Source organism: Streptomyces dioscori, from assembly GCF_003024195.1.
GTDB lineage: Bacteria > Actinomycetota > Actinomycetes > Streptomycetales > Streptomycetaceae > Streptomyces > Streptomyces dioscori.
The window spans coordinates 34,806-57,074 of record NZ_KZ679060.1 but is presented as its reverse complement, the minus strand read 5'-3'; the positions used below and the strand labels follow the sequence as shown (position 1 = coordinate 57,074).

Annotated in this window: 20 protein-coding genes and 1 riboswitch; of the genes, 7 read left to right on the top strand and 13 right to left on the bottom strand. The window is 68.5% G+C overall.

What is annotated here, in order from left to right; all coding sequences use genetic code 11:
- Positions 1-83: 83 nt before the first annotated feature.
- From C6Y14_RS40125 to C6Y14_RS40085, 9 genes are all read right to left on the bottom strand, one after another.
- Positions 84-746 carry a trimeric intracellular cation channel family protein gene (locus tag C6Y14_RS40125; protein WP_107021870.1) on the bottom strand — a complete coding sequence of 221 codons (663 nt, stop codon included), beginning with the start codon at positions 744-746 and terminating at the stop codon, positions 84-86.
- A gap of 117 nt (positions 747-863) precedes the next feature.
- Positions 864-2,108 (bottom strand): ABC transporter ATP-binding protein, encoded by a 1,245-nt coding sequence (locus C6Y14_RS40120; protein ID WP_199855034.1) that lies wholly within the window; start codon positions 2,106-2,108, stop codon positions 864-866.
- Between the two features lie 23 nt (positions 2,109-2,131).
- Positions 2,132-3,229 carry an ABC transporter ATP-binding protein gene (locus tag C6Y14_RS40115; protein ID WP_107021868.1) on the bottom strand — a complete coding sequence of 366 codons (1,098 nt, stop codon included), beginning with the start codon at positions 3,227-3,229 and terminating at the stop codon, positions 2,132-2,134.
- Complete coding sequence (locus tag C6Y14_RS40110) at positions 3,226-4,224, bottom strand: ABC transporter permease (RefSeq protein ID WP_107021907.1); 999 nt, start codon at positions 4,222-4,224, stop codon at positions 3,226-3,228. Before C6Y14_RS40110 ends, C6Y14_RS40115 begins: the two co-directional genes overlap by 4 nt.
- Positions 4,225-4,341: 117 nt before the next feature.
- The gene (locus tag C6Y14_RS40105) at positions 4,342-6,132 is read right to left on the bottom strand and encodes an ABC transporter substrate-binding protein (protein WP_107021867.1); all 1,791 of its coding nucleotides are present in this window, start codon (positions 6,130-6,132) and stop codon (positions 4,342-4,344) included.
- A gap of 61 nt (positions 6,133-6,193) precedes the next feature.
- Positions 6,194-7,207 (bottom strand): ABC transporter permease, encoded by a 1,014-nt coding sequence (locus C6Y14_RS40100; RefSeq protein ID WP_107021866.1) that lies wholly within the window; start codon positions 7,205-7,207, stop codon positions 6,194-6,196.
- Between the two features lie 383 nt (positions 7,208-7,590).
- Positions 7,591-8,382 carry an enhanced serine sensitivity protein SseB C-terminal domain-containing protein gene (locus tag C6Y14_RS40095; protein WP_107021865.1) on the bottom strand — a complete coding sequence of 264 codons (792 nt, stop codon included), beginning with the start codon at positions 8,380-8,382 and terminating at the stop codon, positions 7,591-7,593.
- A 286-nt stretch (positions 8,383-8,668) separates the two neighbouring features.
- Positions 8,669-9,454 carry an enhanced serine sensitivity protein SseB gene (locus C6Y14_RS40090; protein WP_107021864.1) on the bottom strand — a complete coding sequence of 262 codons (786 nt, stop codon included), beginning with the start codon at positions 9,452-9,454 and terminating at the stop codon, positions 8,669-8,671.
- A gap of 50 nt (positions 9,455-9,504) precedes the next feature.
- Positions 9,505-10,191, bottom strand: coding sequence for an AAA family ATPase (locus C6Y14_RS40085; protein ID WP_199855033.1), 687 nt, complete (start codon positions 10,189-10,191; stop codon positions 9,505-9,507).
- A gap of 193 nt (positions 10,192-10,384) precedes the next feature.
- Positions 10,385-10,500: riboswitch (glycine riboswitch) on the top strand.
- Between the two features lie 164 nt (positions 10,501-10,664).
- Here C6Y14_RS40085 and gcvT point away from each other — a divergent pair.
- From gcvT to C6Y14_RS40050, 7 genes are all read left to right on the top strand, one after another.
- Positions 10,665-11,792 (top strand): glycine cleavage system aminomethyltransferase GcvT, encoded by a 1,128-nt coding sequence (gene gcvT / locus C6Y14_RS40080; protein WP_107021863.1) that lies wholly within the window; start codon positions 10,665-10,667, stop codon positions 11,790-11,792.
- Positions 11,793-11,919: 127 nt separating this feature from the next.
- The gene (gene gcvH, locus C6Y14_RS40075) at positions 11,920-12,297 is read left to right on the top strand and encodes a glycine cleavage system protein GcvH (RefSeq protein WP_107021862.1); all 378 of its coding nucleotides are present in this window, start codon (positions 11,920-11,922) and stop codon (positions 12,295-12,297) included.
- Between the two features lie 30 nt (positions 12,298-12,327).
- Positions 12,328-13,590, top strand: coding sequence for a serine hydroxymethyltransferase (gene glyA / locus C6Y14_RS40070; RefSeq protein ID WP_107021861.1), 1,263 nt, complete (start codon positions 12,328-12,330; stop codon positions 13,588-13,590).
- Positions 13,591-13,670: 80 nt separating this feature from the next.
- Positions 13,671-15,056, top strand: a complete 1,386-nt coding sequence (locus tag C6Y14_RS40065) for an L-serine ammonia-lyase (RefSeq protein WP_107021860.1) — start codon at positions 13,671-13,673, stop codon at positions 15,054-15,056.
- 170 nt (positions 15,057-15,226) lie between these two features.
- Positions 15,227-15,784 carry a glycoside hydrolase family 25 protein gene (locus C6Y14_RS40060; RefSeq protein ID WP_107021859.1) on the top strand — a complete coding sequence of 186 codons (558 nt, stop codon included), beginning with the start codon at positions 15,227-15,229 and terminating at the stop codon, positions 15,782-15,784.
- 94 nt (positions 15,785-15,878) lie between these two features.
- Complete coding sequence (locus C6Y14_RS40055; protein WP_107021858.1) at positions 15,879-16,373, top strand: Pycsar system effector family protein; 495 nt, start codon at positions 15,879-15,881, stop codon at positions 16,371-16,373.
- On the top strand, positions 16,358-17,059 hold the full coding sequence (locus C6Y14_RS40050; RefSeq protein ID WP_225891518.1) for a Crp/Fnr family transcriptional regulator: 702 nt from the start codon (positions 16,358-16,360) through the stop codon (positions 17,057-17,059). Before C6Y14_RS40055 ends, C6Y14_RS40050 begins: the two co-directional genes overlap by 16 nt.
- A gap of 28 nt (positions 17,060-17,087) precedes the next feature.
- Here the strand turns inward: C6Y14_RS40050 and C6Y14_RS40045 are convergent, their stop codons facing one another.
- From C6Y14_RS40045 to C6Y14_RS40030, 4 genes are all read right to left on the bottom strand, one after another.
- On the bottom strand, positions 17,088-18,644 hold the full coding sequence (locus tag C6Y14_RS40045; protein ID WP_107021856.1) for a hypothetical protein: 1,557 nt from the start codon (positions 18,642-18,644) through the stop codon (positions 17,088-17,090).
- Positions 18,631-20,361 (bottom strand): hypothetical protein, encoded by a 1,731-nt coding sequence (locus C6Y14_RS40040; protein WP_159074404.1) that lies wholly within the window; start codon positions 20,359-20,361, stop codon positions 18,631-18,633. Before C6Y14_RS40040 ends, C6Y14_RS40045 begins: the two co-directional genes overlap by 14 nt.
- Positions 20,358-21,341, bottom strand: coding sequence for a protein phosphatase 2C domain-containing protein (locus C6Y14_RS40035; protein WP_159074403.1), 984 nt, complete (start codon positions 21,339-21,341; stop codon positions 20,358-20,360). The genes C6Y14_RS40040 and C6Y14_RS40035 overlap by 4 nt, the downstream gene beginning before the upstream one ends.
- A 217-nt stretch (positions 21,342-21,558) precedes the next feature.
- On the bottom strand, positions 21,559-22,239 hold the full coding sequence (locus C6Y14_RS40030; protein ID WP_107021853.1) for a vWA domain-containing protein: 681 nt from the start codon (positions 22,237-22,239) through the stop codon (positions 21,559-21,561).
- Between the last annotated feature and the right edge of the window lie 30 nt (positions 22,240-22,269).

The window sequence follows — 22,269 nt, the reverse complement described above, 5'->3', positions numbered from 1 at the left end:
GTGATTACTAAGCGGTAGCTTTTCCCGTTGCGATCACATGAACACATGACCTCGGGTCCGACTCACTCGGCACCCGGGCCGGCTCACTCCGGTACCTCCACCGCCGTCGAGCGCCGGTGCCACGCCCGGGGCGCGCGCCAGTGGAAGCGCATCGCGAGCAGCCGCAGCGCGAAGGCGGTGACGACCGCGAGTCCCGAGGTGAACGGGCTCAGCACGTCGTAGCGGATGCACAGGACGACCATCGAGGCGCCGACGATGGCGGGCACCGCGTACAGGTCGCGGTCCCAGCGGAGCAGCGACGGCACCTCGTTGGCGAGGACGTCCCGCAGCACACCGCCGCCGACCGCCGTGGCGAGGCCGAGGGTCGCGGAGGCGGTGAGGCCGAGCCCGTACTCGTACGCCTTCGTCGTGCCGGAGACGCAGAAGAGGCCGAGGCCGGCCGCGTCGAAGACGTTCACCCCCAGCTGGATCCGTTCCACCTCGGGGTGCAGGAAGAAGACGAGCAGGGTGGCGAGGAGCGGGGTGAGGAAGTACCCGAGGTCCGTGAAGGCCGCGGGCGGCACCGCGCCGATGATCAGGTCCCGGAACAGGCCGCCGCCCAGCGCGGTGACCTCCGCGAGGACGGCCATGCCGAAGACGTCGAAGTTCTTGCGCACGGCCAGCAGCGCGCCGGAGATCGCGAAGAAGAAGATGCCGACGAGTTCCAGCGTGTGCTGGACGGAGGGCGTGAAGAGTTGCTGGAGCACCTCTGTATTCTCACCCAGCACACAGCCCCCGCCTTACATTGCAAGGCGGGGGCTCGGTGTTACGTGCCTTACTTACGGCACTTACTTCTCCTGCTGCGCTTACTTCTCTTGCTGCTCTTACTTCTCCTTGGCGGGAGCCTCGTCCTCGGGCGCGGTGGCGGCCGGCGACGCGGTCGGCGTCTCGGCCGGCGTGGCCGCGACCTCCGCCGCAACCGCCGCCGAGGTCGCCGCGGACTCCGCGAGCACCTCGTCGGCCACCAGCTCCGCCGCCTGCTTGGCGACGGTCAGCAGCACGGTGTCCTGCGGTGCCTGGTCCTCGAAGTTCTCCGGGTGATGGCAGGCGACCTGCTGACCCGGCTTCAGCTCCAGGAGCGGCGGCTCGGTGGTCGTGCAGATCTGCGTGGCCTTCCAGCACCGCGTGTGGAAGCGGCAGCCGCTCGGCGGCGCGATCGGCGAGGGCACGTCTCCCTGGAGGAGGATGCGCTCGCTCTTGGCCGACTTGCGCCGCGGGTCCGGGATCGGCACGGCCGACATGAGCGCCTTGGTGTACGGGTGCATCGGCGCCTTGTACAGCGAGTCGCGGTCGGCCAGCTCGACGATCTTGCCGAGGTACATCACGGCGATACGGTCCGAGACATGGCGTACGACGGACAGGTCGTGCGCGATGATCACGTACGTGAGGCCGAGCTCCTGCTGGAGGTCGTCCAGCAGGTTCACCACCTGCGCCTGGATCGACACGTCGAGCGCGGAGACCGGCTCGTCCGCCACGACCATCTTCGGGTTGAGCGCGAGCGCGCGGGCGATACCGATGCGCTGGCGCTGGCCGCCGGAGAACTCGTGCGGGTAGCGGTTGTAGTGCTCGGGGTTGAGCCCGACCACCGACAGCAGCCGCTGGACCTCCTTCTTGACACCGCCCTCGGGCGTGACGCCCTGGAGCTTGAAGGGGGCGCTGATGATCGTGCCGATGGTGTGGCGCGGGTTCAGCGACGAGTAGGGGTCCTGGAAGATCATCTGGACGTCACGGCGCATCGGACGCATCGCGCCGACGCCGAGGTGCGTGATGTCCTTGCCCTCGAACTCGACCTTGCCCGCGGTCGGTTCGAGGAGCCGTGTGATCAGCCGGCCCATCGTCGACTTGCCGCAGCCGGACTCGCCCACGACGCCCAGGGTCTCACCGGACTTGACCTCGAAGTCGAGGCCGTCGACCGCCCGCACCGCGCCGACCTGCCGCTGGAGCAGGCCCTTGCGGATCGGGAAGTGCTTCTGGAGCCCGGTCACCTTCAGGAGCGTCTCGCCGGGAGCGGCATCCCTGTTGAGGGTCGCACCCGCGGCCACGCCTTCGCGCTGTGCGGAGTTGGCCACTGGTTTGTCCTCTGCTTTGTCACTCACAGCTTCGGCGCAATCTCTTCGGTCCAGATCCGTTCCCGCTGCTCCGGTGTCATGTGACAGGCGGCCCAGTGCTGGCTGCCGACCTGGGCCAGCTCCGGACGGACCGTGCGGGTGACGTTGTCCTTGGGTACGTCCGCGTACGAGCAGCGCGGGTTGAAGGCGCAGCCCGTCGGGAGGTTGATCAGCGAGGGCGGGGAGCCCTTGACCGGGATCAGCCGCTCGGTCTGCTCACGGTCGAGCCGCGGCATCGAACCCAGCAGACCCCAGGTGTAGGGGTGCTTGGGCTCGTAGAAGACCTTCTCGGCCGGACCCCGCTCGATGCAGCGGCCGCCGTACATCACCAGGATGTCGTCGGAGAGTTCGGCGACGACGCCCAGGTCGTGGGTGATGACGATGACCGCGGAGCCGAACTCCTTCTGCAGGTCCCGGATGAGGTCGAGGATCTGCGCCTGGACGGTCACGTCCAGGGCGGTCGTCGGCTCGTCCGCGATCAGCAGCTCGGGGTTGTTGACCAGCGACATCGCGATCATCGCGCGCTGGCGCATACCGCCCGAGAACTCGTGCGGGTAGCTGTCGACGCGCTTGTCCGGCTGCGGGATGCCGACACGGTCGAGCATCTCGACGGCCCGCCTGCGGGCCGTCTTCTTGTCGACCTTGTGGTGGATCCGGTAGGCCTCCACGATCTGCTGACCGATCGTGTAGTACGGGTGCAGCGCCGACAGCGGGTCCTGGAAGATCATCGCCATCTCGCGGCCACGCAGCTTGCGCACGTGGTCGGGGTCGGCGGTGAGCAGTTCCGTGCCGTCCAGCCAGATCTCGCCGGAGATCTGCGCCTTGCGCTTGCCGTACTGGCCGGCCGTGTGCAGGCCCATGATGCCGAGCGAGGTCACCGACTTGCCCGAACCCGACTCGCCCACGATGCCGAGGGTCTTGCCCTTCTCCAGCGTGAAGCTGAGCCCGTCGACGGACTTGACCAGTCCGTCGTCGGTCGGGAAGTGCACCTTGAGGTCGCGGACTTCGAGGAAGGCGGAGGGCGCGGGCGAGTCCTTGACGGGCTCCCCCACGGCGGCTCCGCTCTTGCTGAGTTCGGTCATGAGAGCCTCACTCGGGGGTCGATCACGGCGTACAGCAGGTCCACCAGCAGGTTCGCGATGATCACCGCGAGCGAGGTGATCAGCGTGACGCCCAGGATGACGGGCAGGTCCTTGTCCCGGATCGCCTGAAGGACGGCGCCGCCGAGGCCCGGAAGACTGAAGGTGGTCTCGGTGAGGATCGCGCCACCGATCAGCGCGCCGAGGTCCATGCCGAGCATGGTGAGGATCGGCGTCATCGTGGAACGCATCGCGTGCTTTCCGATGACGACGGGTTCGGTCAGGCCCTTGGCGCGGGCCGTACGGATGTAGTCCTCTCCCAGGACCTCCAGCATGGTGGCTCTGGTGATGCGGGCGTACATCGCGGCGTACAGGAAGGCCAGCGTGACCCAGGGGAGGATCATGCCGCCGAGCCAGCCGGTGAAACTCTCCGCGAGGGGCACGTACCGGCCGTCGATCCAGCCGAGTCCGTAACTGAAGATCGCCAGCGACAGCATGCCGGTGAAGTAGATGGGGAGCGAGACACCGCCGAGGGCGACGATCATCGCACCGCGGTCCCAGAGGGATCCGCGCTTGAGCGCGGAGAGCACACCCGCCGCCACACCGAAGAGCAGCCACAGGAAGGCGGCACCGAGCGCGAGAGCCAGGGTCACTGGGAAGCGGTCGGTGAGCACCGGCCAGATGGCCTGCTCGCTCTTGAAGGAGTAGCCGAAGCAGGGAGCAGCACAGTCCGTGACGTCGCCGCCACTTGAGTACGTACGGCCTACGAAGATGCCTTTGAAGAACTCCCAGACCTGGGCGAAGATCGGGTCTGCCAGACCGAGCTTCTGCCGCACGGCCTCGATGGCCGCAGGGTCCGCCTGCTTGCCGACGAACATCGTGGCCGGGTCCACGCCCGCCCAGCGGGGGACGAGGAAGAAGATGCCGAAGACCACCAGAATGATGACCACCAGCATCACTGCGGCGGCGAAGAGCCGCCTGATGAGGTATGCGAGCACTGCTCTCGGCCCGGCGGCGGTGCCGCGGGCCACCGGAGGTCTTCCGGTGGCCCGCGGGTCACGCCGCGCCGGCCTTCACCTGCCTTTCGTGCCGTATGGCGGGTGCGCCGGTCGGTGTTACTTCTTCAGGCCGAGGTTGACGAAGTCGTACTGACCGCTGTAACCGTCGGTGGTGTAGACGTTCGCCAGACGGTTCGAACGCCAGTTGATGAACTTCTCGAAGACGAAGGGCAGGTAGAAACCGCCCTCCATGACCTTGTGGTTGATCTCCGTGGAGATCTCGGCCTTCTTCGTGGCGTCGAGCTCCTTGGTGTAGCTGTCAAAGAGTCCGTCGATCGTCTTGTCCTTGATCAGGGCGAAGTTGTTGTTGCCGCTCTCAAGGATGTAGTCGCCGCTCCACAGGGGCAGGCCGTAACCCTGGACGCTGGGGAAGTCCGGACCCCAGCCCATGATGATGATGCCGTAGCCCTTCTTCTTCACGTTCTCGGGGCTACCGATGATGCCGGTGGTCTGGGCACCGTCGAACTGGTCGATCTCCAGCGTGATGCCGACCTTCTTCAGCGAGGCCTGGAGGGACTCGGCGGTGGCAACCTCGACCGGCTTGTTGTTACGGACCGCGACGGTGGTCTTGAAACCGTTCGGCTTGCCGCAGGCCTTGAGCTCTTCCTTGGCCTTCGCGACGTTGCCGGTCTTGTTCGCCGTCGCCAGCTCGTACGGGTCGTACTTCTGGCCCTCGGAGCCCGGGACCGACGGCGGCAGCATGTTGGTACCGATGTCGCCACCGGCGACCGGGCCGCCACGAGCGGTCTGGAGCGACTGGTGGTCGGCACCGTAGATCACGGCCTTGCGGCAGTGCTCGTTGTCGAACGGCTTGACGCTCTGCGGGAAGACCGCGTAGCGGATGTAGCCGGAGACCGGGTTGTCCAGGTTGTCCTTGTGCTCCTTCAGGGCGGTGGTGCGGCCCTGCGGGGAGAGACCGGTCTGGCCGATGTCCAGGTCGTAGTCGCCCTTGATCAGACGCTGGTCCATGTCATTGGCGTTGGTGAAGAAGTCGACCGTGATCTTGTCCGGGTACGCCTTGCGGACCGGGTCCGAGGACGCCTTCCACTCGGTGTTGCGGACGAGCACGATGCCCTTGCTCGGCGTGTACGACTGGAACTTGTACGGGCCGGACGAGAACGGCTTCAGGCCGTACTTGGACTTGGTGTCCTTGTCCTGGCGGACCGGGGACGCCGAGGTCAGCGCGAGCATCTCCTCGAAGTCCGAGTTCGCCTCGGGCAGCTTGAAGATGATGGTCTTGTCGTCGGGCGTCTCGATGGCCTTCAGACCGAGCTTGTCCGCGGACTTGTCCTTGTACGGGCCCTTGTACTCCTTCTTCGGGTCCAGGACCTGCTGAAGGTAGATCGGACCGCCGGAGAGCACGTCCTGCGCCCACGCGCGCTCGATGCCGTACTTGACGTCCTTGGAGGTGATGGGCTTGCCATCCTCCCAGGTCGACCCGTCACGCAGCGTGTACGTGTAGGTCTTGCCGTCGTCCGAGACCTTCGCGGCCGCGGTGGCGAGGTCCGGCGTGACCTTGGCACCGTCGGCGCCCGGCGCGGTCGCGTTGGTGACCAGCTGGCGGCTGTAGTACCGCGAGAAGTTCCACATGAAGCCGTAGTAACCGCGGGTGGTGTCCCACGAGTCGGCATCCTGGGCGCCCGCGAACTTGAGCGTGCCGCCCTTCTTGGCGAGGGAGGCCTGGGCGACCTTGTTGTTCGCGGCGTCGAAGCCGGCCGCGCCGGTCTTCGAACCGCCCCCGTCGTCGTCGTTGCCGCCGCCGCACGCCGCCGTGGACAGCAGTGCAGCGACCACGGCTGCGGCGGCCACGGCCTGCTTGCGCCGCCCTGTGGTGCGTTGGGTACTCACTCGGATCCTCCGATATGTAGCGGCCCGTCGACAGATGACGGGCCCATGGGGGTACGGCAGTTCAGCGGGAGCCCTTCGGGTCGAGCGCGTCACGCACGCCGTCACCGAAGAGGTTGAAGGAGAGCACCGTGATGAAGATCGCCACACCGGGGATCACCATGTACATGGGATCCGACTCGTAGTAGTCGATCGCGGCGGAGAGCATCTGCCCCCACGAGGCGGTCGGCGGCTTGACGCCGACGCCCAGGAAGCTGAGTGCCGCCTCGGTGAGGATGTTGGTCGGGATCATCATCGTCGTGTAGACGATGATCGGCGCGACCAGGTTGGGCAGCAGCTCCTTGAACAGGATGTAGAACCGTCCGGCTCCGAGGCTGCGCGCGGCTTCCACGTACTCGCGTTCGCGCAGCGAGAGCGTCTGGCCACGGACCACACGGCCGACGTAGGGCCAGCCGAAGAAGCCGATGACCAGGATCATCACGAACAGGCGCACACCCGTGCCGGTCAGACCCAGCATCTCGTTCGGCATGACCGAGACCAGCGCGATGATGAAGAGCAGCTGCGGGAAGGCCAGCAGGCCGTCCATCACACGGCTGATGGCGGCGTCGACCCAGCCGCCGAAGAAGCCGGCGAGAACGCCGAGGATCGTGCCGAGCACCACGGCCACCAGGGCCGACAGGAAGCCGACCAGCAGGGAGATCCGGGCTCCGTAGACGATCCGGGCGAAGATGTCGCGGCCGCTGACGGGTTCGACACCGAAGAGGTGGTCCCCGCTGATGCCGCCGTAGGCCCCCTTGGGGGTCGAGAAGAGCGGGTCGATCAGGTCCTCGTGGTGCGTCTCGGGGTCCTGTCCGACCAGGTTCGCGATCACGGGCGCGAGCAGGGCGATCAGGATCAGCAGAAGCACGACCATGCCGCCCGCCAGGGCCAGCTTGTCGCGCTTCAGGCGCTCCCAGGCGATGCGGCCGAGGGAACGTCCTTGTACCGCCTTCGCCTCGGCGGAGCCGGCAACGAGCGCCGCCTCTTCGGCCGCGCTCGGCGCGGCTTCGGCCGTCGGCTCGTGCAATGGTGCCGTCATCGTGGCAGGGACCCCTCTCAACCGGCGGTAGCCGGCCCACGCTTGCCGCTGTAGCGGCGTGATCAGTCCGTCGTACACATCAGGAGGTTTAAACCTCCTGGACCGGGAGTCTTCAACGCCTCGGTGATCTGAAGCCAGACCTGAAGGCGAATGGATGCGCAACCGTGATGCCGTCAGGAGGGTTCCGTTATCCGAACGCCGGGTAACGGGGGTCGGACACATGACACTTGGGGCGAAAGGGGCCTCGCATCCCATTTACCCGCGTAGATCAGGACATTCCGCCCAGTGGCGGTACGGGTGTGGGAGCGGATGCTCCACTGGGTGGACTCCGCCTGACGGATCACGACCATCCGGCTGGATGGACCGTGTCCCTCCAGATCATCTCAGTACGTGCCGGGGAATCCGTAACCGCCCGCCGCCGGCGCCTGGACGGGAGCCGCGTGCGCCTCCCGGTCGTAGAACGGCCGGGCGTTGGCGCGCAGCCACAGAGCCACCGGGTCGTACTCGTCCGACATCGCGACGGTGGACACCGGCAGCCCGTCCGGCACCGCGCCGATCGACTGCTGCATCATCGCCCGCACCGAGTCCACGGCCGGCGGACTGGTGTCGTACACGTCGAGCCCGATGGCGAGGTACGGGGCACCGAGCGCGGGCTGCACCCAGGCGCGGCGCAACGAGCGGACGGCGGCCGTCCGGTGCGCGTTCTGCGTGAGCAGGGCGTAGAACTGCGGGATCTCGATGGCCGGTTCGGACAGCCGCAGCGGGCCCGCGGGCTGCCGCTCCAGGCCGGTGGCGATCCGCCGCAGATCGAGCCAGGGGATGCCGACGCCGCCGCCCGGCGCGTGCGGGTTCAGCCAGAGGCCGTAGTGGTCGGGGTACAGGGTGCGGGCCACGTCGAGCCCGTCGACCACCTCGTACGAACGGTTCCAGCCGCTGGCCGACAGCTCCTGGGCGGAGGTCACACAGGGGGCGTAGCCGAAACCGTCGACCTCCATGTTCCCGTACTGGGCGTCGGGCGAGCCCGACTGGCCGTGCCAGAGCAGCATCCACACCTGACCGGACGGCGGGGTCGCCAGGGCGCGCAGCAGCGCCTCGTAGGCGTCGTAACGCCCGGGCGTCACTTGGCGCAGCATGTGCTCGACCTGCCCGGCCGCGGCCGTGCCCGACGCGCTCACCTTCTACCGCCCCTTCGCGACATCACTGACATACCGGTCCCGTTCGATGAGGTGTCCCGTTCACTTGAACATCGCACCACTCCGACCGAGCCATGAAACCAGCTTAAGTGGCGATCCCGACAGCACCGTTGCGCTCCGCTGGGTTTGGTGTTTTGAGCTCGGGACCGTGTGTGATGCGTCGGGTGCGGGTTGTGTGTGGCTGGCCGCGCCCCGCGGCGGAGCCGCACATCGAAACAGCCCCGCGCCCCTTCGAGGCGCGCCCTGACGGGCGCAGCCTCGAATCGGGTCAGAACGCCCGGGTGTAGAACGGGCGGACCTTTTCCCTCAGCCAGTCGCCCACCGGGTCCTGGGCCACGTCCAGGAAGACCAGGCTCACCGGGTGGGGCAGGGGGACGCCGCCGAGGGCGCGGCCCAGGGCGTCCAGGGGGAGGGTGCGGGCGTTCTCGTCCCAGTGGGTCACCTCCACGCCGACGAACATCACGGTGTCGCCGCCCTCGATGCTCGCCAGACAACGCCGGGCGCTCGCCACCAGGCCGGTCGCCTCGAACTCCGCCGAGGCCGCGGCCAGGAAGTCCACCGGGTCGTCCTGCCAGTCGGGCTGGAAGAGCCGGACCCGGCCGCCGCTCGCGGGCCCGTCCAGTTCGGTCCGGCCGGCCCGGCACAGCTCGGCGACGGCGGCCGGGGGCAGCGGTATCCCGACCGTGCCGTCCGGGTTCAGCACGATGCCGGCCTGGGGCGGCAGCCCGCGCGCGAACTCCACGGCGGGCGCCACCGTGTACGCCATGTGGTCGCCGACGACCTGGCGGAACTGCTGCTCCGAGGTGAAGACCGGCACGTACGCCTGCCCGGCCAGCTCCATCGTGGGCAGGTCGAGCGGGCCGCTGTGCGGGCCGCCCCCCTGCGGCAGCGGCACCCAGATGAAGCTGCGCCCGAGGGTCTCCACGATCCGGGCCCCCGTCGAGGGCGACGGGGGGAGCCCCAGGGAGGCGGCGAGCACCTCCTCCAACTCGTTGCCGGGCCAGCCCATGTGAGGGTGCGCGTGTGCCGGAATGTCCTGTGCCGGGAAGTCCATCTCTACCGCCTGCTCCAACCGCCGTGTGCGGCTGCCGAGGTTAGTCGTCCTCAGTCGCCGAAATCGATGCGGCGCAGTACGTCCGCCGCGGCGCGGTCGACGAGCACCGCGGAACCGCAGCCCTCGGGGAGGTCGCCCTTCTCCACCGCGCGCAGCAGCCGGGCGACCGCGCCGCGGTGGCGCGCGAACGCGTACCGGGAGACGCCCCGGCCGCGCTCGCGCTGGCCGTCGAGGGCCGTGCCGGGATCGACGTCGAGGAGCAGCAGGTGCAGGGTGCCGCCGCGGCGGCGGGCGTCCCGGGCGAGCCAGTCGCGCACCCAGGCCTGCGTACCGCAGTCGTGCACGACGACGCCCTCCCCGGAGCGCAGGGCCCGGCGCAGGCCCGCGTAGTGCGCGGCGCGGACGAGGGGGCGGTAGACCGCGTACGGCAGGAAACGGGCCAGGCGCTCGTCCCAGCGGTCGCGGGTGTCCTGGGAGTCGATGCGGCGGCCGGTCACCGCCCGGCGCATCAGGGTCGATTTGCCACTGCCCGGCAGCCCCGTGACCACCACCAGATCGGCCGCGCCGAAGCGCAGGCCGTGCGGACTGTGGCCCGATCGCGCCCGCAGATCGCGGACGACGGGGGTCACCAGCGGGTCGCACGCCTCCCTGGCCGGAGCGGGTGGCTGCTTGGGCAGCGCGATGCCCGAACTGGTCGCGTACGCCGTGGTCCTGTTCACCCTGATCGTCCTCCCCATGGGGTCGGCAGACCCATCTCCGTCGAGTGTAAAGAGAAGGTAATGCGCTGGTCCCCCTGTTTCTGTTCTTGTCCTGCCACAGCCCCGTCACAGATCACTGTGAACGCCCTGGCCACCGCTCCGGACACCGCGCGGCCCCCTGCCGGAGCCGGGGGCGTGCAATGATGTGCCCGCCAACTGCATACCGGCCGCTTGAATCCGCGCGGGAGAGTTCCGGGAACATGTACACGCAGGTGTACGAGTGCCCGGGCGCCGAAGGAGCAAGTCCCTCCCTTGAATCTCTCAGGCCCCCGATACCGCACGGACGAGGCACATCTGAAAAGCGGGCCGCCCCTGACCGTCAGGGCGTGGGCCCCACCCAAGGTGCAAGTCAGTGATCCCCGTTTTTCGGCGGCGGGTCACGGCGAACCTCTCAGGTTCCGATGACAGATGGGGAGGAACGACCTCGCCGTCATGCCTTGGGAGCCCCGCCGATGAGCAGCAACGCCTCTGTTGAACCGCGCCGTACCGCGCTCGATGCCCTGCATCGCTCGCTGGGCGCGACGATGACCGACTTCGCGGGCTGGGACATGCCCCTGCGGTACGGCTCCGAGCGCGACGAGCACCTCGCCGTCCGGACCCGGGCCGGGCTCTTCGACCTCTCCCACATGGGTGAGATCACCGTGAGCGGACCGCAGGCCGCCGCCCTCCTCGACCACGCGCTGGTCGGCAACATCGGCGGCGTGAAGACCGGCCGCGCCCGCTACACGATGATCTGCCGGGCCGACGGCGGCATCCTCGACGACCTGATCGTCTACCGCCTCGCCGACACCGAGTACATGGTCGTGGCCAACGCCTCCAACGCCCAGGTGGTCCTGGACGCCCTCACGGAGCGCGCCGACGGCTTCGACGCGGAGGTCCGCGACGACCGGGACGCCTACGCGCTGCTCGCGATCCAGGGCCCCGAGTCCCCCGGCATCCTGAAGTCCCTCACCGACGCGGACCTGGACGGCCTGAAGTACTACGCGGGCCTGCCCGGCACGGTCGCCGGCGTCCCGGCGCTGATCGCGCGCACCGGCTACACCGGCGAGGACGGCTTCGAACTGTTCGTGGCCCCGGCCGACGCCGAGAAGCTGTGGCAGGCGCTGACCGACGCGGGAACCGCGGCCGGACTCGCCCCCTGCGGGCTCTCCTGCCGGGACACCCTGCGCCTGGAGGCGGGCATGCCGCTGTACGGGCACGAGCTGAGCACCTCGCTCACGCCGTTCGACGCGGGGCTCGGCCGGGTCGTGAAGTTTGAGAAGGAGGGCGACTTCGTGGGCCGCGAGGCGCTGTCCGCGGCCGCCGCGCGTGCCCTGGAGAATCCCCCGCGGGTGCTCGTCGGCCTGGCCGCCGAGGGCCGCCGCGTCCCGCGCGCCGGCTACCCCGTCGTCGCCGGCGGCAAGGTGATCGGCGAGGTCACCTCCGGCGCGCCCTCGCCGACGCTCGGCAGGCCGATCGCGATGGCGTACGTCGACGCGGAGCACTCCGCGCCCGGCACCGCCGGTGTCGGCGTGGACATCCGGGGCAGTCACGAGCCGTACGAGGTCGTGGCACTGCCGTTCTACAAGCGCCAGAAGTGACACTGGTCCGCAAGCACCGCACGTGACGCCCCTCCGCAGGCGCCACACGTGATCCTGGGCACATCCGCCCAGCTCACCCGTACTCCCCCTGCATCAGCACTCACCCGCGTACAGGAGAATTCACGCCATGAGCAACCCCCAAGAGCTGCGCTACAGCAAGGAGCACGAGTGGCTGTCGGGCGCCGATGACGGCGTCTCGACGGTCGGCATCACGGAGCACGCGGCCAACGCGCTCGGCGACGTGGTGTACGTCCAGCTCCCCGAGGTCGGTGCCGCGGTGACCGCGGGCGAGACCTGCGGCGAGCTGGAGTCGACCAAGTCGGTGAGCGACCTGTACTCACCCGTCACCGGTGAGATCAGCGAGATCAACCAGGATGTCGTGGACGACCCCGCGCTGGTGAACACCGCTCCCTTCGAGGGTGGCTGGCTCTTCAAGGTACGGGTGACGGACGAGCCGAAGGACCTGCTCTCCGCCGCCGAGTACACCGAATACTCCGGCTCCTGATTCCGGCTCCTCGCAAAGGACCCCAGACCGATGTCGCTTCTGAACACGCCCCTGCACGAACTCGACCCGGACGTCGCCGCCGCCCTCGACGCCGAGCTGAACCGTCAGCAGTCCACCCTTGAGATGATCGCCTCGGAGAACTTCGCCCCGGTCGCGGTCATGGAGGCCCAGGGCTCGGTCCTCACCAACAAGTACGCCGAGGGCTACCCCGGCCGCCGCTACTACGGCGGCTGCGAGCACGTCGACGTCGCCGAGCAGATCGCCATCGACCGGGTCAAGGAGCTGTTCGGCGCCGAGTACGCCAACGTGCAGCCGCACTCGGGCGCCTCCGCCAACCAGGCCGCGCTCTTCGCGCTGGCCCAGCCCGGCGACACCATCCTCGGCCTGGACCTCGCCCACGGCGGTCACCTGACCCACGGGATGCGGCTGAACTTCTCCGGCAAGCAGTTCAACGTGGTCGCGTACCACGTGGACGACGCCGGCCTGGTCGACATGGCCGAGGTCGAGCGGCTCGCCAAGGAGCACCGCCCCAAGGTGATCATCGCGGGCTGGTCGGCGTACCCCCGCCAGCTGGACTTCGCCGAGTTCCGCCGCATCGCGGACGAGGTCGAGGCCCACCTGTGGGTCGACATGGCGCACTTCGCGGGCCTCGTCGCGGCCGGCCTCCACCCGAACCCGGTGGAGTACGCGGACGTGGTCACCTCCACCACCCACAAGACGCTCGGCGGGCCCCGCGGCGGGATCATCCTCGCCAAGAAGGCCTTCGCGAAGAAGCTGAACTCGTCCGTCTTCCCCGGCTTCCAGGGCGGCCCCCTGGAGCACGTGATCGCGGCCAAGGCGGTCTCCTTCAAGGTCGCGGCCACCGAGGAGTTCAAGGAGCGCCAGCAGCGCACGATCGACGGCGCGCGCATCCTCGCCGAGCGGCTGACGGCGGCCGACGCCCGCGAGGCCGGCGTGAACGTGCTCTCGGGCGGCACCGACGTGCACCTGATCCTGGTCGACCTGCGCGAGTCCGAGCTGGACGGACAGCAGGCCGAGGACCGCCTCCACGAGGTCGGCATCACGGTCAACCGCAACGCCGTCCCGAACGACCCCCGGCCGCCGATGGTCACCTCGGGCCTGCGGATCGGTACGCCCGCGCTCGCGACCCGCGGCTTCACCGCCGAGGACTTCACCGAGGTCGCGGACGTCATCGCCGAGACCCTGAAGCCCACCTTCGACGCGGCGGCGCTCAAGGCCCGCGTGACCGCCCTGGCCGAAAAGCACCCGCTGTACCCCGGTCTGGGCAAGTAGTTCCGTTTCGCGGGGTACCGCGCACACTGGAAGGTGCGCGCGGTACCCCGTTCCGTTCCACCCCGTTTTGAGGAGTTCCCGTGGCCATCTCGGTCTTCGACCTGTTCTCGATCGGCATCGGCCCGTCCAGCTCCCACACGGTCGGCCCGATGCGCGCGGCACGCATGTTCGCGCACCGCCTGCGCAACGAGGACCTGCTGGCCCCCGTGACCGCCGTCCGCGCCGAGCTGTACGGCTCACTGGGCGCGACCGGACACGGCCACGGCACCCCCAAGGCGGTGCTGCTCGGCCTGGAGGGCGCCTCGCCCCGCACGGTGGACGTCGAAGGCGCCGACACCCGCGTCGAGAAGATCAGATCCTCGGGCCGCCTCGACCTGCTCGGCGAACACGAGATCGACTTCTCCTTCGACGACGACCTGGTGCTGCACCGCCGCAAGACACTGCCGTACCACGCGAACGGCATGACCCTTTGGGCGTACGACGCGATGGGCGCCGAGGTCCTCTCCAAGACGTACTACTCGGTGGGCGGCGGCTTCGTCGTCGACGAGGACGCGGTCGGCGCGGACCGCATCGTGCTGGACGACACGGTCCTGAAGTACCCCTTCCGCACGGGCGACGAGCTGCTGCGGCTCACCCAGGAGACGGGCCTGTCCATCTCCGCGCTGATGCTGGAGAACGAGCGGGCCTGGCGCACCGAGGAGGAGATCCGCGAAGGGCTCCTCGCCATCTGGCGCGTCATGCAGGCGTGCGTCTCGCGCGGCATGTCCCGCGAGGGCATCCTGCCGGGCGGCCTGCGGGTCCGCCGCCGCGCGGCCATGTCGGCCCGCCAGCTGCGCGCCGAGGGCGACCCGCTGGCCCACGCCATGGAGTGGATCACCCTGTACGCGATGGCGGTGAACGAGGAGAACGCGGCGGGCGGCCGGGTCGTGACCGCCCCCACCAACGGCGCCGCGGGCATCATCCCCTCGGTCCTGCACTACTACGTCAACTTTGTCGCCGGCACCTCCTCCTCCGAGGCCGAGAAGGAGGACGGCGTCGTACGCTTCCTGCTCGCCGCGGGCGCCATCGGCATGCTCTTCAAGGAGAACGCGTCCATCTCCGGCGCCGAGGTCGGCTGCCAGGGCGAGGTCGGCTCCGCCTGCTCGATGGCGGCGGGCGCGCTCGCGGAGGTGCTCGGCGGCTCTCCCGAACAGGTCGAGAACGCCGCCGAGATCGGCATGGAGCACAACCTCGGCCTCACCTGCGACCCGGTCGGCGGCCTCGTCCAGATCCCCTGCATCGAGCGCAACGGCATGGCCGCGGTCAAGGCCGTCACGGCGGCGAAGATGGCCATGCGCGGCGACGGCTCCCACAAGGTGTCCCTCGACAAGGTCATCAAGACGATGAAGGAGACGGGCGCGGACATGTCCGTCAAGTACAAGGAGACGGCACGGGGCGGGCTCGCGGTGAACATCATCGAGTGCTGAGGCCTCAGGGGCTGCCGTAGGGGCGCGCGCTCCGGCGCGGCCTTCAGGGCGCTGACGTGCATGAGGGTAGTAGGGGCCAAGTGCGGGCACCACAAAGGAGATTGCCCCCCCCACAGGCCCCAGGAAGCACGGTCCGTGTTTCCGGCCACCCCAGCACCAAGGAGTCACGCATGCTGCGCGGCATCGACGTAAGTGCCTACCAGTCGTCCTCGTACAGCACCGAGGGCCTGTCCTTCGTCTTCGTCAAGGCCACGGAAGGCCGGACCTATGTCAACCCGAAGCTGAGCGCGCAGACGAAGCGGGCCAGGGACGCCGGTTGCGTGGTGGGTTTCTACCACTTCCTGTGGCCCGGCAACCTCACGGCCCAGGCCGAGTACTTCGTCAGCAAGGCCCCGGAGAAGGCCGGCGACATCCTCGCCGTCGACTGGGAGACGACGGGCGAGGGAACCCACGCCAGCAACGCCGAGAAGGACCGCTTCATCCGCAAGGTGAGGGAGTTGCGCCCGAACAACAGGGTCGTCCTCTATTGCAACCGGAGCTACTGGTTGAACGTCGACGACACGTCCTACGCCGGTGACGGCCTCTGGATCGCGGACTACGTGACGGCGGGCAAGCCCCGTATCCAGGCCAAGTGGCGCTTCCACCAGTACACGGACGACCCGCTGGACAAGAACGTCGCCGATTTCTCCAGCAAGGCCGCCCTGCGAGAATGGGCCGAGGACGCCTGACACGCTTCATGACAGAGCAGGTCCGGCAACGACCCCCGGTGCGATACTCATCCCCTGCGCGGTCGTACAGGAAAGCCGATGCCGGGGGGGCTCCATGGCAGAGACCGATCCGGTGGAAACCGCGTGGCGGGTCCACACAGTTCTCACCGACTGGGCGGGAAAGGTGGACGCGAAGGCGGCATTCGCACTCACCCTGGAGTCGGCGGCCCTGGGCGCGCTGATCGCCGTATCCGGTCCCGGACACAGGCTGGGAGAACTGGACAGCACGCTGCCCAAGGTCCTGTTCTGGCTGGGCGTGGCCCTGCTCGGACTCGCCGCTCTGGCCGCGGTGTCCGTGGTCAGCCCACGGCTACGCAGCGAGCCCGGGCTCGACAGAGAGAACCACTTCATCTACTTCGGCGACCTCCGGCACTGGGATCCTCAACATCTCGCCGAACGGCTGGGCCAGGTATCGCCGCTGGAAAGCCTGACCCGTCAGCTGGTGACCATGAGCCAAGTCGTATGGGTCAAGCACCAACGAGTGCGGCAATCGCTGATGCTCGCCATCGCCGGCTCCGCGTCTGTCGTTCTAGCGTGGCTGCTGGGCTGAGGACCGTGACACTCCGCCGCACCACCACTTTCTGGGAGGTACTGGAGCCCTCGGACCAGGACGCGCTGCGCCGCGCGGCGATCCACACTTCGCTCCCCGCCGATGAGCAGTTCTTGGCCCAGGGCGAGGAAACCGACCACTTGGTCGTACTGCTGAACGGCTGGGTCAAGGTTGTCGCCCAGTCGCACGCCGGCTACCGTGCCCTGCTCGCCCTGCGCGGCCCCGGCGAACTACTGGGCGAGCAGGCCGGGTTGGAGAGGCGTCGCCGGTCCGCCTCACTGCACACTGCCACATCGGTCGAGTTGCTGCACCTGCCGGCCCGACGTTTCCACGCCATTGCCCACGGGAACGTCCGGGTCGCCGGGGCGTTGCAGCAGACGCTCTCTCAGCGGCTGCGCGAGGCCGATCTCCAGCGGACCGGCATCACCGAACCCGTCCCGACCCGGCTGGCCGCACTCCTCCTCGACCTCGCCGAGCGCTGCGGGTACAGCGAGCCCGACGGCACCGGCAGACGCATAGCGCTACCCCTGTCCCAGGATGACCTGGCCGGCCTGATCCTCAGCTCCAGACGTACGGTCAGCCGAGTACTGGAGCAATGGCGCGGCCAAGGTTGGATTGTGACGGGGCGTCAGTCACTATTGATCCGCTCCGTGGACCAGCTGAAGGCACAGGCATTCGGCGACTGAGAACAGTCGGTATGACCTCCCCCTCGGGTCAGATCACCTCGGAAACCATCGTGAAGTCCGGCTTGCATCCGGCCAGCGCCTGCTCGATCGGGAGTATCCACTGTGCCAGCGCCGGGCGGTCACGCGGTCGTGTGGACAGGCTGCGCACGGCCAACCGCTCCAGCGTGTCCGAGTGCCGGGCGAGCGCGGCACTGTCCGTGCTGACCTGGTCACGGTTGAACAGCCGTAACGCGACCAGGCCGAACTTGTACGCGTCCGACGCCCGCGTGGCCTTCTCCCTCTCGGGAACTTCCCAGTCAGCTGTCTCCGCCGGCGGCAGCGCGGAGTGCCCTCCGAACCGCATCGAGTCGCAGTCGAGGAGCAGACAACGCGGCCAGACGTCCAGTCTGAACAGGATGCTCATAGGCGAGAGGTCACCGACCGCGATCCCGTGGCCGTGGAGCACGCCCAGGACGCCCGCCAGGTCCTTGAGCAGCCTCAGGCGCTGTTCGTCGTCGACGAACAGCCCAATGTGTTCGGAGTAACTGTCGGAGTTCATCAGGAAACTCAGGTCCTGTGATCGCGCCCCGCCCAGAACCGGTCTCTTCAGGGTGTACTCCTCCGGAATCCGCCGCATCAGGTATCCGGCGGGGCTGCCCCCGCGGTAGCCGATCTGCAACGGCCAGACCAGCCGGGAGTCGAGGAAAGCGTGCTCGTCCGGCGAACGCCGCGCCAGGTCCCGGAAGAACCGGACCATGTCCTCCAGCACGGCGGGCCGGGAGAGCACATCCGGGCGGTGGTACTCCTTGTACGCGAGCGGGCCGGACAGCCCCGGCACCTCACGCACCACGGCGTACACGTTGCCCAGCCCGCCTGCGCCGAGAAGGAAGTCCCGGTGGATGATCGGGCCGGAGATCCCCGGAACCGGTTGCCCCTCGGACTCGGCGAGATCGCCGCCGGGGTCGGTGCGGGGCGACGACTCGTCCCGTATATCTCGGGAAGGGGTGGCCCACCGCGGCGGACCGCCTCGGTGGGGAACGGTCGCCCAGGCGACGAGACTGCCGTCCTCGGACTCCCTGGCGGGGATCTGCACAGGCCCGTACTCATACGGGCGGATGCCCGAGTGGCCGCCCAGCACGACGGTCTGGTGGACGGCATTCGAGAGGACGAGCAGCAGACCGGAGCCACCCCTCATGGGCTCCGCCGGTGTGCCCTCGACGAGCCGGATCAGCTCATTGATGGCCCGGCTCGACCAGTGCGGGCCGTGGACGGCGACCATGCCGTGATGCACACCCAGTCGTACCGAGAGGTGATGAGTCTCCCGGAACGCGTCGTCATGACCGCCCAGACTGTCGCAGAGCGACCGGACGAACTCACGCAGGAGGGGTAGCGGTGACGCCGAGGAGGAGACGAGAACAGCGAGTCCGGTGTCCCGGTCCCGCTCCTGACAGTCCCTGGTCCGCACGCGCGCGTCCCCCAGCGCCTTTCGGACGTATTCGCGCAGCTTCTCCCGGAGAACCATCTGCACCGCTTCCGCCCGTCCCGAGAGGTCCTCTACGTGGAGCAGGAGGATCCAGTAGGCGAGCGAAGCATCAGCAGGAGGCATAACTCACCTCCTCTCTGGGTGCCTTGAGGATGCGGTACCCCTTCGTATGGGTCAGGTGGTAGGTCACCGTCCATTCGTCGCAGGTGTCCTTGGGGTTCGAAACGGGCCCATAGCCGACGTCCTGGTGGCTGGTGAAGTTCACCGTGGCGAGGGTGTACGGGCCGGAGACGGACAGCGCCCTGAGGGCGATGTCCGTCTCCTCGGTCGTACTCATGGCATGCGTCCACTCCTCGCGGCTCGCGGCGGAGCCGGTGTCGACCACATTCGACGCGGGGTCGTAGTACGTCATGGCCCTGTCGTAGTCTCGTTCGTTGACAGCCCCGTAGAAGCGGGCGAACAGGGTGGCCACCTCGTCCGCCGCCGGCTCGTCGGCGACCTGGGAGTAGTCGACGCTCGCGCCGGGCGCCTCGGCCCGTCCCGGGACATCGGCGGCTCGCGACGGACCGCCGGGGCCGGTGTCGCTCTTGACGGTCGAGTCCACCGTCGACGACGACCCGTTGGTCGAGCCGCCCGAGGTCATCCCGAGCAGCAGGCCAATGACGAACATGATGACGAATACCACCAGCAACATGGTCACCGCACGTCCGACCCGTGAGTACGTCGGATTCGACGGTGTCGGCCGCGTCGGAGTGGACGGTGCCGCCACAATCCGAGCCGGGGTGGGCTGCGGTGCGGTGGGCCCGCGCGAGGACTGTGGCCGGGACCTCGGCTGTTGCGGGAGCTGCTGCCCGACGGGCGGCGCGGGCCGGACGGGTGACTGCGCCTGGATCCAGGCGTTCAGATGCGGGTTCGACTGCGTCAGCCGAACCTTCTGCCTCTGCTGGCTCCGGGCCTGTTCCAGTGCCCGGAGCCACTCCTCCGGCGAGGGCCGGGTACGCAGGTCCAAGTCCACGCTGCGCTCCGCAAGATGCACCAGATCGGTCGCGATGCCGCGCAGACCGCCGAGATCCGTACTGGTCTGGTGCCGGTTGAAGAGCCTGGTCGCGATCAGCCCGAACTTGAACAAATCCGAGGCGGTCGTGGCCTTCGCGGCCTCCGGCACCTCCCAGTCGCCCGTCTCGACCTGCTTCTGTACGTCCCTGCCCCTGAGACGCATCGAGTCGCAGTCGATGAGCAGGCACGTGGGCGTCGGGACGAGCGTAAACAGGATGTTCTTCGGCGAAAGGTCACCGACGGTCACGCCGTGCCGGTGCAGACGGATCAGTGTCGCTGCAAGGTCGGAGAGCAGGCAGAGCCGGTTCTCGTCGCTGACAAAAGGCAGCTCGATCCGCTGGGCGAACGCGTCCTCGTTGAGCAAGAACGCCATTTCCTGCGCCTTCGAACCGCCCAGCACCATACTGCTGAACTGGTACTCCGGCTTGAGCCGGGGCATCAGGAAGCCAAGCACCTGCATACCGGGGTTGAGCGACGGTTTTAACTGGGTCGGCCGGCTGCCCGTATAGATCATCGCGAGCGGCCAGGTCAACCGCTCGTCCAGGAAGGCCCAGTCGTGCCGGTGGGACCGGCTGAGTTCTTCACGGAAGACGATCATGTCGTAGAGAACGTCGCTGTCGGTCTCTCGCGGTTTCGAAAACTCCTTGTAGACGAGGGACTCGCCCGCGAACCTTCCCGGCGGAACGGGCACCCCGTAGACCGCGCCCTGGCCGCCATCACCCAATGGGTGTGCCTTGTAGTCTCCCAATTGCTCAGGCCGGGCATAGCTGACCGGAACCGTCATGGCCTGCCTCCTGGTGTCTCGGTCCGCAGCCAGAGGACGACGAGCGTCCGGTCGTCGTCGAAGGTCTCCCGTGAGAAGTCCAGCAGGTGGGCGAGGCCCAGCGGCGGCACGGGCTGCCGCAGCCGGGCGCGGAACAGCGTGGCCACTTCCCCCGCCCCGTCCCCCAGAGGGTCACCGAAGCCGTCCGTTCCGACGAGCAGGACAGTGCCCTGTTCCAGGGGGAAGGACGTCGGACGGATCACACCGGAGATGAACGGCAGCGGATCCACCGCGCAGGAGACCAGCCCGTCCGCGCCCGCCATCTTGCCGCCCACCACCTGGAAGAAGTTCTCGCGTTTGATCTGCCAGGCTCCGGAGTCCCCGATCGAGACCAGCTGGATGCGCACCTCCCCTTCAGCGGGCGTCGCGGTCCCCGCCACCAGAGTGGTGGCCAGCAGTCTGGCCGTCTGCTCGGCCCCCGCCTCGGAGTGGCGCAGGATGCGGCGGGTCTGTTCCACCAGTTGCCAACGGACCGTTTTCAGCAGATGGTCCCAGTCGGCCACGAAGCCGTCTCCTTCCCGCACCTGCGCCAGCATCGTCTCCACCGCACTGCGGCACGCCAACTGAGAGCCGATGTGCGGCTGCTCGGCAGCGGAGACCCCATCGGCGACGGCGAACACCACGGTCCCGGTACGCCGATCCCAGGCCGCCGCCACGTCGTCCTCACGCGGGCTGCCGTCGGCACGGTGCTGGTAACCGCGCACGGAGGCGAGGCGCAGGTGGAGTTCCTTCGTGGACCAGCCGTCGCACACGGTGTCCGGCCGGTAGGACAGACCCGAGGGCGGCTTCGGCTCGAAGAGCGGCAACGGTTCACCCACCTTCAGAGGCCGCCACAGCCGAGCGAGGTCGTCCGTCACCGGCTCCGGCTCGACGGAGAGAGCGGGCTCCTGGACCGGCTCGGCGGGCTCGCCTCCCTCGGGTTGTGTCCTCGCGTCGTTCATGAGGTCGTGGCGGGGATCGACGACCGGAGTCCGGTCCGGGGCCGGTGCCGGAGCTGTGGCCGGCGGTGTTCGGTCCGCGGTTCGTGTGGGCTCCGGTGCCAGATCCTCGGGCTCGTGCGCGGGCGTTCGCTCCCTCGGTCGCTGCCGCTCCTGCCGCTCCTTCTGCTTCTGGCACCCTTGCTGTTCCTCGGCGGAGCGCCTGAAGGGCCACAGCACGTCAGATCACATCAATCGCGAGAGTGAAGTTCTCCGGCTTGTCGACCACCAGCTGCGGAGAGGCCGAGGTGAGCGAACGGCCCGACGCGATCACGCTCTTGGTGAGCGCGGTGCAGAACTTGGCAATGGCCGGACCGACATCCACACCCTCGTTGGCGACGAAGCCGAACTCCGGCTGGGTGGCGACCTGGCTGATGATCTCCGCATCGGCATCCGAGATCCCGCAGGCGATGATGTTCGGCGCCCCCAGGGTCAGCGTGCGGTCGGTGAGTCGGCGGCGCGCGTCGTACCAGTCCTCGCCCATGTTCGGCACCCCGTCGGTGAGGAAGAACACCGCGGGCCGGTGCACCTGGTACCCCTCGGCCTTGAGGCCGGCGATGTCGACAGGTATCCGGGTGATCAGGTCTTCGAAGGCCGCCGCGTAACTGGTCATACCGCGGGTGCGGAGCAGCGGGAACTCGTTCGCGCTGCGCAGGTCCACCAGGTGCACCCGCTCGATCACGTCGTCCGAGAAGCCCAGCACGGAGAGCCGTACCTTGGCCGCCGCCATCGGCTCTCCGAGCAGCGCCTGGTGCAGAGACCTCAGCCCGTCGTTCAGGTCGTCGATGTGGTTCATCATCGAACCCGACTCGTCGGCGAGGACGTAGATGGGGAGCAAGTGCCCCCTGTTGCTTTCCACCATCGTCACTTGTCCTTGTCCGTTGTGCGATTG